This window comes from Bradyrhizobium sp. 63_E2_N1_3, from assembly GCF_052076005.1.
Taxonomy (GTDB): Bacteria; Pseudomonadota; Alphaproteobacteria; order Rhizobiales; family Xanthobacteraceae; genus Bradyrhizobium; species Bradyrhizobium barranii.
In genome coordinates, this window is sequence record NZ_CP197235.1 from 7644404 (window position 1) to 7657769 (window position 13366).

At 64.8% G+C, this 13366-nt stretch carries 10 protein-coding genes; 3 read left to right on the top strand and 7 right to left on the bottom strand.

Annotated features, from left to right (window positions below):
• Positions 1–7: 7 nt before the first annotated feature.
• The 3 genes from AB7531_RS36270 to AB7531_RS36280 all read right to left on the bottom strand — a co-directional run bounded on the left by AB7531_RS36270 (position 8) and on the right by AB7531_RS36280 (position 3090).
• A complete protein-coding gene (locus AB7531_RS36270; RefSeq protein ID WP_063985364.1) occupies positions 8–835 on the bottom strand; it encodes a carbohydrate ABC transporter permease in 828 nt (275 codons plus the stop codon).
• Between the two features lie 4 nt (positions 836–839).
• Positions 840–1727, bottom strand: coding sequence for a carbohydrate ABC transporter permease (locus AB7531_RS36275; protein WP_063986668.1), 888 nt, complete (start codon positions 1725–1727; stop codon positions 840–842).
• Positions 1728–1788: 61 nt separating this feature from the next.
• Complete coding sequence (locus tag AB7531_RS36280; RefSeq protein ID WP_063986669.1) at positions 1789–3090, bottom strand: ABC transporter substrate-binding protein; 1302 nt, start codon at positions 3088–3090, stop codon at positions 1789–1791.
• 192 nt (positions 3091–3282) lie between these two features.
• On the opposite strand from AB7531_RS36280, the gene AB7531_RS36285 reads away from it, so the two are divergent.
• Together AB7531_RS36285 and AB7531_RS36290 are read left to right on the top strand one after the other, a co-directional pair.
• A complete protein-coding gene (locus AB7531_RS36285; RefSeq protein WP_063985365.1) occupies positions 3283–4323 on the top strand; it encodes a LacI family DNA-binding transcriptional regulator in 1041 nt (346 codons plus the stop codon).
• Positions 4324–4333: 10 nt separating this feature from the next.
• Entirely contained in the window at positions 4334–5068 is a 735-nt protein-coding gene (locus AB7531_RS36290; RefSeq protein ID WP_063985366.1) for an SDR family NAD(P)-dependent oxidoreductase, read from the top strand.
• An 8-nt stretch (positions 5069–5076) separates the two neighbouring features.
• Here AB7531_RS36290 and AB7531_RS36295 read toward each other — a convergent pair whose 3' ends face one another.
• Complete coding sequence (locus tag AB7531_RS36295) at positions 5077–6513, bottom strand: lipopolysaccharide biosynthesis protein (RefSeq protein WP_063985367.1); 1437 nt, start codon at positions 6511–6513, stop codon at positions 5077–5079.
• A 353-nt stretch (positions 6514–6866) separates the two neighbouring features.
• Here AB7531_RS36295 and AB7531_RS36300 point away from each other — a divergent pair, with 353 nt between their 5' ends.
• Positions 6867–7934, top strand: coding sequence for an endo-1,4-beta-xylanase (locus tag AB7531_RS36300; RefSeq protein WP_063985368.1), 1068 nt, complete (start codon positions 6867–6869; stop codon positions 7932–7934).
• A 9-nt stretch (positions 7935–7943) separates the two neighbouring features.
• Here the strand turns inward: AB7531_RS36300 and AB7531_RS36305 are convergent, their stop codons facing one another.
• The 3 genes from AB7531_RS36305 to AB7531_RS36315 all read right to left on the bottom strand — a co-directional run bounded on the left by AB7531_RS36305 (position 7944) and on the right by AB7531_RS36315 (position 13254).
• A complete protein-coding gene (locus tag AB7531_RS36305) occupies positions 7944–8897 on the bottom strand; it encodes a DUF6492 family protein (protein ID WP_063986670.1) in 954 nt (317 codons plus the stop codon).
• A 95-nt stretch (positions 8898–8992) separates the two neighbouring features.
• Positions 8993–9787: a protein-L-isoaspartate O-methyltransferase family protein gene (locus AB7531_RS36310; RefSeq protein ID WP_063985369.1), complete on the bottom strand. Its 795-nt coding sequence runs from the start codon at positions 9785–9787 to the stop codon at positions 8993–8995.
• Positions 9784–13254 carry an ATP-binding protein gene (locus AB7531_RS36315; protein WP_063985370.1) on the bottom strand — a complete coding sequence of 1157 codons (3471 nt, stop codon included), beginning with the start codon at positions 13252–13254 and terminating at the stop codon, positions 9784–9786. The genes AB7531_RS36310 and AB7531_RS36315 overlap by 4 nt, the downstream gene beginning before the upstream one ends.
• Positions 13255–13366: the final 112 nt, after the last annotated feature.

The window sequence follows — 13366 nt, forward strand, 5'->3', positions numbered from 1 at the left end:
TCGATACCTAGCCTTTCACCGCACCGAGCGTCAGTCCGGACACCAGCCAGCGCTGAACCAGGGCCGCCAGCACCAGCGGCGGCAACGCGATCAGCGTTGCAGCCGCCATGAGGGCGCCCCATTGCGTCGAGCCTTCGCCGATGAAGTTGAAGGCCGCCGCGATCAGCGTCTTGGTGTCGCCGTTGGAGAGCACCAGCGCAAACAGGAAGTAGTTCCACGAAAACACGAAGGCCAGGATCGCCGAGACGGCGACGCCTGATGCCACCAGCGGCAGCGCGATGCGCCAGAGGATGCGCGTGGCGCTGCACCCATCCACCTGCGCCGCCTCGAACACGCTGCGCGGAATGCCGTCGAAGGACGGCAGCAAAACCCAGATCACGATCGGCAGCGTGATGACGGCGTGGCTGAGGATCAGCGCGGTGTAGGAGCCGATCATGCCGACCTGCCGGAACATCACGTACCACGGCAGCAGGAACAACGTGCCGGGCGCCATGCGCGCGGCGAGCGTCAGGATGGCCGGCCACGAAATCCGCGTCCAGGAGACGGCGAAGGCAGCAGGAATTCCAAACAGCAGACCGAGCGCGGTCGAGCCAACGGTGACGATGAGACTGTTGAGCGCGTAGCTGAGGAACGGCGTGGTCCTGGTCAGCTCGACATAGTTTTCCAGCGTCGGCGAGAAGCTCAGCGTCGGCGGATACGCGGTGACCTCGAACGACGGCTTGAACGAGGACAGCACCATCCAGACCGTCGGCGCCATGATGAGCACGCCGGCGAGCAGGAGCTGCACCGTGTTGAGCCAGCGGATCCAGCGGTCGGTGTTGGCGGCATCGTTCATGACATCACCAGGCCACCGCGCCGCGGAGGCGATTGAAGGCGAGCACGGCGCCGAACACGATCGCCGTCAGCGTCAGCATCAGGGCACTGGCATAGCCGATGTTGAAGAATTCGAAGCCGACCCGGAAGCCGTAGATGTTGAGCGTGTTCGAGGCGTTGCCCGGGCCGCCCTGGGTCGTGATGTAGATGATGTCGAAGAAGCGCAGCAGATCGACGCTGCGCAGGATCGCCGCGGTGACGATGGTCGGCAGCAGCAGCGGCAGCGTGATGCGCTGGAAAGTCCTGAATGGAGACGCGCCGTCGATCTGCGCCGCCTCGTAGACGCTCGGCGGCAGGGATTGCAGGCCGCCCAGCACGATCAGGGCGACATAAGGCGTCCACTGCCAGCTGTCGATCAGAGCCACGGTAGGAATGACCCAGGTCGGCGAGGCCAGCCAGTCCGACGGCGGCAGGCCGAACGACTGGAGGATATAGTTGGCAGCACCGAGCGACGGATCGAGGATCACCAGCCACATCATGCCCGCCACCACCGGCGGCATCATGAAGGGCGAAATGAACAACGAGCGCACGATCCCCGGCAGCCGCTTGGCGTGGAACAGCACCAGCGCCAACCAGACGCCGAAGACGAGCTGCAGCACCAAGGACAGCACGAATAGCGCAATGGTGATCCACAGCCCGTGCCAGAATTCGTAATCGGAGATCAGCTTCGAATAATTGGCGAGGCCAGCGAAGGACTGCTTGCCGGTCGAGGAGAAGGTCTGGAAGCCGAGCCAGATCGTATAGACGACCGGAAACGCGATCATCGCGACCGTGAAGACCACGGCCGGCGCCGATAGGGCCGCCATCTCCAGCTTCTGCCGGTCCTGCGTGAGTGTCGCAGCCGTATCAGACATGCGTTCGTATCCTCGATCGAGTTGGGTGCCGGCAGGCAGCAAGCCTGCCGGCATGAGGCCGTTAGTTCAGCGCGATTAGCGCATCCAGGGCCTTGTCGGCATCCGCGCAAGCCTGATCGACGGTCTTCTGCTTCAGGATCAGATCTTGCACCGCCTGCCCGATGAACTCGCGCGATTGCGGATTGGCGACGATGGGATAGCCGACCTCGGAGGAGCCCTTGGTGGCGAGCACGTCGAGCGCGGCCTGCCATTCCTTCCGCACCGGCTCCTCGTCGATCCACTTGCGATATTCAGGATCCTTGGCGACCGACGGACGCGGCGGGGCAATGCCCTGAAGCGCCATCTTCTTCTGCACCTCGGGGCTGGTCGCCCACTGCACGAAGTACCAGGCCGCATCCGGCTGCTTGCTGTGCGAGGACACTGCCATGCCCCAGCCGATCGTGGTCGGCACCTGGCCGGCATCGCCCGCCGGGAACGGCAGCAGGCCGGTGTCCTTCAGGCGCGCGCCGCCTTCCATCACCGTGCGCAATTCATTCGACGACTCAAACGCCATCGCGGCGCGGCCGCCGCGGTAGAGCGCCGAAATCTGCTGGAAGCTGTAGTTGACGACGCCAGGCGGTCCGAAATCGCGCAGCAGCCGGCTATAGGTGTCGAGCGCTTCCTTGCCCTTGGCTGAGCAGAGGTTCGACTTGCCGTTTGCGACATAGCTGCCGCCGACATTGTGCAGCATGTTGCTGAAGGTATAGGCGATCGCGGGCTTGAGGCCGCGCGAGACGAACGGCGTCACCGTGCTGTCGCAGCTCTTGATCTTCTCGGCAGCGGCCTCGACGTCCTTGATCGTCTTCGGCGCCTCGAGGCCGCACTTTTTGAAGATGTCGGTGCGGTAATAGAAGATCGGGCCTTCGATGTTCATAGGCATGCTGGTCAGCTTGCCGCCGAAGGTCGCGGCCTTCAGCAGGGCCTGGCTCAATCCGTTGGGGTCGTATTCCTTGGCCACCTCGTTCTTGGCCATCGCGGTGAGATCGCCGTACCAGCCGGCGGCGGCGAACTGCTCGCCCTCGCGCGAGGGCAGCGTCATGAACACGTCCACCTCGTCGCTGTTCGCATTCATGACGGTCACCAGACGCTGGCGCATCTGCTGCTCCTGATAGCCGTCGACCTTGAGGGTCATGCCGGTCAGCTTCTCGAAATCGGCCTTGTAGGTCAGCAGCGCCTGCGACACCGGATTGTTGTTGGCGAGAAAGGTGACGGTCTTGCCCTTGAACTTCATCCAGTCGAAATCGGCGGCGTGCGCCTGCGCGGTCGCCGCAGCAATCGCGAGAACGGGCAACGCGACGTGGGTCGCGAGCATCCTGGCCTTCATCGAACTCTCCTCCCGGCTGGCCGCCTTAAGCTGGCGGACCATTTTGAAAACGTTTGAGCAGCGCTTGAAAACGGTTACAAAATAGACCTCGCATTCGCCGTGTCAAGCGATGGACAAGCCGCACAATCTGCGGCAGATTTGCGACATTGCCGCTACCATGCGGTTCGCTACGCCCGATGTAACGTTACATTCATGAGACTGACCAACGCCAAGTCTGTGAAACAGGGCATCCGCGCCGTGGCGGCCCGCGCCGGCGTCTCGACGGCATCGGTCTCGCGCGCCCTCAACAACCCCGACGCGGTGAGCCCTTCCTTGCGGGCGCGTATCGAGCAGGCCATCGACGCGCTCGGCTACATCCCGCATGCGCCGGCGCGCATCCTGTCGTCACGCCGCTCGCGCACGCTTGGCGCAATCGTTCCAACGATCGACAACACGATGTTCGCGCGCGGCATCGCCTCGCTGCAGCAATATCTGTCGTCGGTCGGATACATGCTGTTTCTCACCACGAGCGGCTACGATCTCGACGTCGAATTGCAGCAGGCGCGCAATCTGATCAGCCGCGGTGTCGACGGCCTCGTGCTGCGCGGCGATTGCCATCACGACGGATTGCGCAAGCTGCTGGCGGACAATGCCGTACCGTTCATCAATGTCGGCATCTACCAGCCCGACCGGCCCTATCCTTGCGTCGGCACCGACAACGAAGCCGCCGCCCATCGCGCCGCCGCGCATGTCATCGAGCTCGGCCATCGCCGCATCGGGATCGTCTCGGCGCTCCAGCGCAACAACGACCGCGCCAGCGCGCGCGTCGCCGGTTTTCGCCGCGCGCTGACGGAGAACGGGCTCGAATTGCCTTCGCAATGGCATGTCGAGGTGCCCTATACGCTGGACGACGCGCGCGAGGCGGCGCGCTATCTCCTGGGCCTCGAGGACCGTCCGACAGCCGTTGTCTGCGGCAACGACGTCATCGCCTATGGCGTGCTGCTCGAAGCCGAGCGCAGCGGTTTTTCGGTGCCGCGTGACCTATCGGTGGTCGGCTTCGACGACCTCGACTGGAGCCGGCATTTGCGGCCGAGCCTGACCACGATCCACGTACCGACCGGAGAAACCTGGCAGCGCGCCGGCGAATATCTGGTGCGCAGCCTCGCCGGCGAGCAGACCATCATGCATCGCGAGATCGACTTCTCGCTGGTCGTCCGCGAGTCGACGGCTGCGCCTCCGAAATCCCTGAAGTGAGACATTCCCGATGAATCCGAATTTTTCTCTCGCCCCCGGCTTTCATGCCGTCGTGATCGGCGGCGCCGGTGACATTGGCGCCGCCATCAGCAATCAATTCTGCGATCTGGGTGCGACAGTGACAGCAACGGGTGCGAACGAGGCCGATCTTGCCCGCACCCTCCTCAAACCGCGCGCGGGTCTCACGCTCGCGACGCTCGATGTCACCGATGACGAGGCCGTCACGTCCTTCGCCCGGAAACACAAGCGCGTCGACGCGCTGATCAACTGCGCCGGTATTCTCGCGCGCGACAAGGAATTCGAGATCGAGACCTTCATAAAGGTGCTCGACGTCAATCTCACCGGCACGTTCCGGACCTGCATGGCCTTTCATCCCCTGCTCGCGGAGCAGACGGGATCGATCGTCAACATAGCTTCGATGAACGCGACGCTGGCGCTGCCGCGGATTCCCGCCTATTGCGCCAGCAAGGGCGGCGTCGTGATGCTGACCAAGGCGCTGGCTTTGAAGTGGGCCGAAGAAGGCATCCGCGTCAACGCGGTCGCGCCCGGCTATATCGAAACCGCGATCAACGCCGCCGGCCGCAGCGACCTTGCGCATTATCGGCGCATCGCCGACCGCACTGCCTTCAAGCGCTGGGGACATCCGGAGGACATTGCCGGCGCCGTTGCCTTCCTCTGCATGCCGGCTTCGCAATATGCGACCGGCACCGTCATTGCCGTGGATGGCGGCTTTCTGGCGGGGTAGCGCGGGTTCTATACGCCCAGCGCCTTGCGATTGAACGTCCGCAGGAAGCGCAGCGACAACGTCCGCACATTCGCGACGTTGAGCAGCCAGGCCGCAGCGGCGTAAGCAACCCCGCCCGCGGAGCTGACGACCATCAACGCCACGATACCGGTACCGCCGACCTGTGTCCGCGCAATGAGGATGGCGCCCGCCATCGCCGCAGCCGAAGCCGCAACGCCGGCGAGGCGGTTGACGTCGAACGGCACGGGATGGGCGCGGTGCATCAGGGCGACGGCGACGACGAAGCCGAGCGCTTCGGTGGCGAGGGTGGCGAGCGCTGCGCCGTAAAGGCCGTAGCCGGCGACCAGCGCAAACATCAGTGCCACGCTCAAAACGAGCGTGAGGAACGACTGCGCCGCCAGCATGAACGGCCGCTCGGCGAGCTGGAAGCTGATCTGCACATAGAATTGATTGGCGATGCCGAAGAAGCGCGCGAGCACCAGCGTCGGCAGCAGCGCCGACACGCCGGCGCGGAAATCGACGCCGACGAGCGTGCCCGCGACCTGGTCGGCCGCGAGCGCGAGCCAGACGGCGACGGGTGCGACGACGACGAGCAGCAACTCGAGGCTCTCGCTCAGCCGCTCTCGCGTCGTCTCGCTGTTCTTCTCGGATAGTGAGCGGAACACCAGCGGCACGGTTGCCGCGGCGACGCTGGAGGCGATCATCACCATGAACTGGCGCGGCAAATCGGCGGCGACGCCGAAAATGCCGGCGGCGTCCTTGCCGAGCAAATAGGCTACGATGAGCCGGTCGCAGGCCGAATAGACCGCAACGGACAATCCGGCCAGCGTCAGCGGCAGGCCGTAGCGCGCCAGCTGCATGAACTGGCTGCGCTGGAAGCGCGCGATCTTCGTGCGGTCGCCGACGAGATTGAGAATGATGCCGGTGAGCGAGCCCAGACCGAACGCGGCGAGCAGTCCCAACCCACCCCAGCCGAGCCAGATGCCGAGCAGGCCAAAGCCGACGCTCGACACGCTGCGGACGATCGAGATCGCCGCGAACCTATAGGGGCGCAATTTGGCGCGTTCGAATTCCTGGCCGACATCGACGGCATTGGCCATGATCGCCACGAACATGCTGGCGAGCAGCAGCTCGACGCTGAGGTCGCTGCGGAACAGAATGACCAGCGGCGTGGTGGCGCAGAGGACCGCGGCCGTCAGCCCGAAGGCGACCATCGCCGTGCCGCGAAAATCAACCTCCGCCGACATCGCCTGATAGCGGGACACCGACAGCTTGATCCAGGCGAAGAAGATCGCGCCCAATATGCCGGCAAGGCTGATGCCGACGACATAAACGCCGTACTCGGCCGGCGTCAGCAGCCGCGTGTAGGCCGTGACCGCAAAGAAACCCACCGCTGCGGGCAGGATGTAGGCGACGAGATAAATCGAGAAATGGCGGTTCAGCATGCGAGCACAGGACCGGCAACGGTGTTGCGATGGTGACGGCCGTTAATCAATGACCTTGGCGGGGCGAACAAACTGCGCCGCAGCATCTCTCAAGAGTGTCACATAAGTCTGCAGATCGGGCGGCGAATGAGGCTGGAAGGCCGCTTTCGCGCGTTAGCGTTAAATTTGCCCTTTCCCTGGGGCGGTTCGAGCGATCACGACACGAAACCCTGATCCAGACTGGAACAGCGATGCAGCGCCACGCGCGTTGCGCACCGGACATCCGCAAAGGTTAACCCAACGACAGGAAACCCCGGCGTCGCAAGGCGCCGCTTGGTACGATGGCGCGTTGGTTCCCAAAGGAACGTCCCACCGTGACCAGGCTCGACAGACGCGAATTTCTCCTCGGCAGCGCCGCAGCACTCGCGGCGGGGGCATCGGCGTCCGCCGCACCGGCATCAAAACTCGCGCAGCGCCGTCCGGGCTTTGGCGCTGCGGCGACGCTCTGGGACCTGCAAGCCGATCCCAGGCTCGGCGAAGCCATCAGCACCTATTGCACCCAGGTGGTGCCGGTGCTCGAGCTGAAATGGCCGATGCTGCGGCCGAACGCGCACACGTTCAACTTCGAGCGCGCCGACGCGATTCTGGATTTCGCCAGGGAGAACGATCTGACGATGCGCGGCCACGCGCTCGCCTGGTATCACGACATTCCGGACTGGACCAAGCAGATCAAGGACACCAAGGACGTCGAGCGCGCCTATGTCGACCACATCGGCACCGTCGTGTCCTATTACAAGGACAAGCTGACGTCGTGGGACGTCGTCAACGAGCCGATCCCGGACAATCCGAAGAAGATCACCGACCGGCGCGACACGTTCTGGACGCAGCATCTGGGCAACCGCTGGATTCCGCTGGCCTTCCGCACGGCGGCCGCGGCCGATCCCTTCGTCAAGCTCGCGATCAACGAATATGACATCGAGTCGGCGAAGGACTCGTTCATTGCCAAGCGCGCGGCGTACCGCAACCTGATCATGGACCTGCTCGACCAGGGCGTGCCACTGCACGCCGTAGGCCTGCAATCGCATCTGCATGCCGAGCTCGAGATCGACACGCATGGGCTCGCCGAATTCGTCACCGAGTTGCGCTCCTGGGGCCTCGATGTGCTCGTCACCGAGCTCGATGTCGACGACCAGAAGCTGACAGGCAATCCGGCGGAGCGCGACGCCATCGTCGCCAAGCGCGTCGACGACCTCCTGACCGCGATCTCGACCAGCGGCCCGGTGCGCTCGATCCTGACCTGGGGCCTCTCGGATCGCTATAGCTGGATCAACGGCACCTTCGCCCGCGCGGACAAGCAGCCGAACCGCCCCTTGCCGCTCGACGGCGAGTTCAAGCCGAAGCCGTTCATGGACGTCATCAGCAAGTTCACGAGAGACGCCTGAGACGCGGCCTTAGCGCGTCTTCGCCGGCACTTCGAATTCGGCCGCATCACCCATATCTTCAGGAGACAGGCTCGGGCTGCGTCGATCCCGCGAGCTAAGGCGGAACACGTCGCGGATGTCGTCGATCGAGGTCGACGAATAGGACTGGATGCAGAGCGCGACCTGTTCGGGCGAGGCCGCGCCCATCATCGCTTCGATGGCGGGACGGTCGAGGGGCGTGTCGTCCCAATGCGAGACCGCAATGCTGTCTTCGGTGACCCGATGGGTGGCCAGATGCGCGGGCGAGTTCGCGACGAAGTGTCCGTACATCAGATACTCCGAGAACTTCTTCTTCCGGCACAGCGCCAGAACCCAGTTCAAGCCCGTCGCCGCCTTGATGGCGTCGGTCATCGCGCGCGCGGTGTCCCGGTCCCAGACCAGCGCGTTGCCGACATAGTCGTCGGCGGGGAACGAGCGCTCCTTGATACCGAGAAGCTGATCGACAGTGCGCAGCCACAGGCCGTGCAACGGATGGTCGGCGCCGATGTCCTTCGGGGTGACGAACAGCGGCGTCTTCTCGGCGCCGGCATATTGGCCGACGTCGAATTCGCGGAAGAACAGATTGTCCGAGTCCAGGATGCAGACGCGCTGCTCGGATGCGTTGAGCACGCCGGCGATCTTCAGGATCTGCTGGATGTGCCAACCATGCACCGGCGACGACAGCAGCGACAGCCAGACCCGGCGCTTGCTGAGGAACTGAAGCGCCGGCGGCAGCGCCCACAGCCATTTCGGCAGATAATTCGAGGCCGGAACGATGACGCGCTTGTCGGACGCGAACCGCGCGAACAGCGGCACGTCCTCATCGTTAACGAGAACATAATGCCGCGTGTATCCCGAGAGCCAGGTGTCGATGCTCTCGCTGAGCAGCGAAAAGCGTTCGATATCCTTGGCGTAGCTGGCGGTCAGCAGGGCAACGGAATGCATGGAGCGCGCTCGAATGGCCATCAAGCCGCACTCATAGCCGCACCGCGAGATGCTGGAAACTCACAAACGGAATCAAGGTAAAACGAAACCAAGCATTAGCCATCCGACGGCAGCCCCTGCTCGATGGCGCGAAAACGCAGTGGCGCCAGCGCGGAGGCGCGCTGCCACCAGTCGGCGACGCGGTCGTCCAGTGCGGTCACACCGCGACCCTGGCCGGGGAAGATCCGGATCTGCTGCACCGCCTCGGCCTCGAACCCCCTGCCCTTGCGCGTGATCTTGAGGGCGGCGCCCTCGCGGTCGCGCTGCGTCAGCGGCGCCAGGAGGCGGCCGTGCGGGCGGAGCGACTGAAGCCAGAGCGGATGCGGGTGCGGGAAGCCGGCATGCACGATGATCACGTCGGCGGGCTCGCCGATCTCCTCGCATCCATCGCCATGCACGACCTCGACATTGCGATAGGGGCGAAGGTAATTCGCGGCACGCGCCGCAAGCCGCCCGTCGCATTCGATTGCATGCACCGTGCCCTTGGGCCCCACGATCTTCGACAACACCGCGGAAAAATAGCCGAGACCGCAGCCGATCTGGACCACGCGGTCCTTCTCCCCGACGTCGAGCAGATCGATGAAGTGCGCCCACAGGCTCGGCAGCCCGGTGTCGAGCTTGCGGCGCGCATCGATCGCGACCAGCACATTGTCGTAGAGATGAACGGGATCGGCATCCGGCGTCAGCCGGTAGCCGCGCGCCGCCTCGCTCTTGATACGCCAGGGTCCCTTCGCCAGAAAATCCTCGCGCGGGATGGCGGCGAGCGCTTCGAGCAGGCGTGGTGAGGAGATCCGCTCTCGCTTCGCAATCAACTCGACGTAGCGCGCACGCGCGGCGGCAAGATCGCTCATTTCATCGCATCGGCCTGTTCAAGGACGGGCACGTCTCCGCCGAGCTCGCTGAGGAGCTGCATCGCCTGCTTCAGGTCCGGAGTATAAAAGCCCTCGCTGAACTTGCCGACGATCGGCAAAAGCAGAAGACTTGCGTGCTCGCGCTTGCCGGCTTGGTGCGACAGCCGCGCAAGGCTGACGGCGGTCCGAAGCTCCCATGACAGCGCGCCCTGCTTGCGCGCGGTCTCCAGCGACAGGGCGAACAGGTCCTCGGCCTCCTGCACCGATGCCGGATCACCGTCCGACATCGTGATCTCGCCCTGCAGCCGATAGACCTCGGCGAGATAGGAGTGATCGCCGGTCCGTCTCGCGGTCGCGAGCGCGCCGTCCAGCGCGCGCAAGGCGGCATCGCGCATCCCGACCTTGGCATAGGCTTCCGCAAGCAGGCAGCGGAACCAGCAGCCGGCGAGCCAGGAATCCATCGCCTCGTATTCGTCGAGGCCGAGGCGCATCTGGCTGAGACCTTCGTCGGCCTCGCCGAGCTGGGCCAGCGCCCAGCCGCGCAGGATCGCCGCCTGCTGCTTCCAGTGCAGGAAATTGTGCTCAGTGGCGATGATCATGGCGCGGTTGGCGTGGTCGCGCGTACCCTCGACGTCGCGCAAATGCTGGCACAGATAGGCGCCGAACACGAGCGCGAAGGCGAGCGTGAAGGGATGGCGGATCTTCTCGGCATTCGCGATCGCCTGCTCGCTGTGCTGGCGCGCCGCGTCCGGCCGGCCGAGGAACCAGAGGAGATAGCCGAGATAGGACAGCGAAACGACGCCGGGATCGGTACCGTGCCGCTCCATCAGATCGGAGTGCAGATCGGGACTGTAGAGGTTGATGCAGCGGTGCAGATGGTGCTGGGAGGCGGCAAAACGGCCGCGATAGAGCATCGTCATCGCGATCGAGCGGTGCGCCTCGATCAGATAGCCGGTCTGCTGCGCCGGCTGCGTGCGCTCGTTCAGCCGCTCGCGCTTGGCGAACTTCAACAGCTCGACACTGAGATCGTGCGCGCGGCTGAGATCGGCACGGATGAAATGGCAGACCCAGAGCCCACGCGTGGCGGCGAAGGCCTTCTCGTCGTCGTCGAGCTGCTGACCGAGCTCGAGCGCGCGGATGTAGTTTTCCTCGACCTCCTGCACGGCGTAGCCCTTGGCGGCAATCAAAGCGTTGCCGAGCGCGATGCGCAGCTCCAGCTCCATCTCGTCGGCGCCCTGCATGCGCGCATTGGCCTGCACGACGCTCAAGCCCCGGCGCAAATGCCCGATCGCCTCCAGATTGGCGCCGCTCTTGGCCGCCTGCTTGCCGGCCTTGAGCCAGAAGCTGGCGGCGCCCTCGCTCTGGCCGGATTCGGTGAGGTGATGGGCCAGCAGCTCCGGTTCGCGCTCGGTCTTCTCCGGATACATCTCGGCGAGCACCTGCGCGATCCGCGAATGCAGCTTGCGCCGCTCACTGTGCAGCAGGCTGTCGTGCGCGGCGTTCTGGATCATCACGTGCTTGAAGGAGTAGAGCGCGCCGGGCGGATGGCCGCGGCGCATGATCAACCCGGCCTCCTCCAGATGATTGAGCGCGGCCTCGATCTGCTCCGCCGGCGTATTGGCGACCGCGTGCAGCGTCGCGTAGGAGAACTCGCGACCGATGGTGGCGCCGATCTGCGCGATGCGCTTGAACGGTCCCATCCGGTCCAGCCGCGCCATCAGCGAGTCGGTGAGGGTCGCCGGGATCGCGAGCTGCCGCCATGGGCCCGACAGCACGTAGCGCCCGTGCCGCTCGGTCAGGAGGTTGGATTCGAGAACGGTCTTGGTCAGCTCTTCCAGGAACAGCGGCACGCCGTCGGTCTTGACGATGATCTCCTCGACCACCTCCTTGGGAAGCTCGCGGCCCGCGACGCGCTCGACCAGCGTCGTGCGCAGCTGCCGGCTCAGGCGGTTCAGCACCAGCGTGGTGATGTGCGAATGCGCGTTCCAGCTCGGCTGGAATTCGGAGCGCGCGGTGATGATGACAAGGACCGGCTGGTTCTGCACCCGGGCGACGAGGAGGTCGATCACCTCGCGGGAGGTCGGGTCGATCCAGTGCAGATCCTCAAGCGCGATCACCAGCGGCATGTCGCGCGCAAGGCCGAGGAAATGATTGACCAGCGCGGCGACGGTCGCATCCTTCTGCTGCTGCGGTGACAGGTCGAGCGGCGGATAGCGGTCTCCGGTCGGGATCGACAGCAGCGCGGCAAACAGCGGCGTGACCTGCTCGATGTCGCCATGGGCGGCGGCGATCGCGGTCTCCAGACCCGCCAGCGACGTCGCGGATGGATCCTCGCGGTCGAGGCCGAGCGAGAATTTGAGCTGCTCGGAGAACGGATAGAACGCCGTGGAGGTGTAGTAGGGCGAGCACTGGAACGAGACGTGTCCATGGCGGTCGCCCGCGATCCGGTCGAATATCTCCTGGATGATGCGCGACTTGCCGATGCCGGGCTCGCCGAACTTGACCACGACCTGGCCGTCGCCGTCCTTGACCTGCTGCCAGCGCCCCATCAGCAGCGCGATCTCTTCCTCGCGGTTGACGAGCGGCGTCAACCGCCCGCCCATGGAAGCGGCGAAGCGGGTCTCCGCCCGCGAGGCGCGCACCACGTGCCAGGCCTGCGTCTTCTCCGAGATGCCCTTCAGCGCATGGACACCGAGATTGCGGTAGTCGAACTTGCCCTTCAGCAGCGACTGTGTCGAGGCCGAGATCACGACGCCGTTGGGCGGCGCCAGACCTTGCAGGCGTGCGGCGAGATTGACGGTTTCTCCGACCGCGGAATCGCGCTCCTCGGTGCCTTGGCCAACGAGGTCGCCGACCACGACGAGACCGGTTGCGATCCCGATGCGGACGGCGGGGGCGTGGCTCAGCGCACCGCGCGGCTCGATCGCGCGCGCGGTCGACAGCACCCGCACGATCTCGAGCCCGGCGCGCACCGATCGCTCGGCATCGTCCTCATGCGCGGTCGGATAGCCGAAATAGACAAGGATACCGTCGCCGACGAAGCGCGCGGCAAACCCTTCGTAATGCTTCACCACGCGGACGCAGGTCTCGCGAAAGCTCGCGATCATGTCGCGCACGTCTTCCGGATCGAACTGCACCGACAGCGAGGTCGAATCCACCATGTCGCAGAACATGGTGGTGAGCTGACGCCGTTCGGCACCGACTTCCGCCCGGACTTGCGGGCGCGCGGCCGTATCGGGCTTCTCGGCGGTCTCAGCGTGGAATAGCGCCGACATCGCGCGCTGAAGCCGCTTGCGATCGCCGAGCGGCAATCCGAGCTCGACCAGGTCGGATTCCGTCAGGTCCCCCATCACATCGAGATCGAGGCGGTGCTGCGCGAAGAGATCGGTGTAATGTCCAAGACCGACGCCTTCGAGCCAGCGCTTCAACCCGCCTTCCGTCCCCGTAACAGGTTCATTCTCCAGCATGGTGATTCTGCCCGACCTTCACTCCGTCGAAGGGCTTTAGGCCCCTCAACCACAGATTTTGGGGCCCGAACTTCACCTCAGACTGGACGCGTTCCCTAAGTCTTGGGAAGAA

What these genes read in the sequence shown, in the direction of transcription:
- AB7531_RS36280 (WP_063986669.1), bottom strand. Translation starts at nt 3,090, where the DNA reads ATGAAGGCCAGGATGCTCGCGACCCACGTCGCGTTGCCCGTTCTCGCG.
- AB7531_RS36295 (WP_063985367.1), bottom strand. Translation starts at nt 6,513, where the DNA reads ATGCTGAACCGCCATTTCTCGATTTATCTCGTCGCCTACATCCTGCCC.
- AB7531_RS36290 (WP_063985366.1), top strand. Translation starts at nt 4,334, where the DNA reads ATGAATCCGAATTTTTCTCTCGCCCCCGGCTTTCATGCCGTCGTGATC.
- AB7531_RS36310 (WP_063985369.1), bottom strand. Translation starts at nt 9,787, where the DNA reads ATGAGCGATCTTGCCGCCGCGCGTGCGCGCTACGTCGAGTTGATTGCG.
- AB7531_RS36275 (WP_063986668.1), bottom strand. Translation starts at nt 1,727, where the DNA reads ATGTCTGATACGGCTGCGACACTCACGCAGGACCGGCAGAAGCTGGAG.
- AB7531_RS36270 (WP_063985364.1), bottom strand. Translation starts at nt 835, where the DNA reads ATGAACGATGCCGCCAACACCGACCGCTGGATCCGCTGGCTCAACACG.
- AB7531_RS36315 (WP_063985370.1), bottom strand. Translation starts at nt 13,254, where the DNA reads ATGCTGGAGAATGAACCTGTTACGGGGACGGAAGGCGGGTTGAAGCGC.
- AB7531_RS36285 (WP_063985365.1), top strand. Translation starts at nt 3,283, where the DNA reads ATGAGACTGACCAACGCCAAGTCTGTGAAACAGGGCATCCGCGCCGTG.
- AB7531_RS36305 (WP_063986670.1), bottom strand. Translation starts at nt 8,897, where the DNA reads ATGCATTCCGTTGCCCTGCTGACCGCCAGCTACGCCAAGGATATCGAA.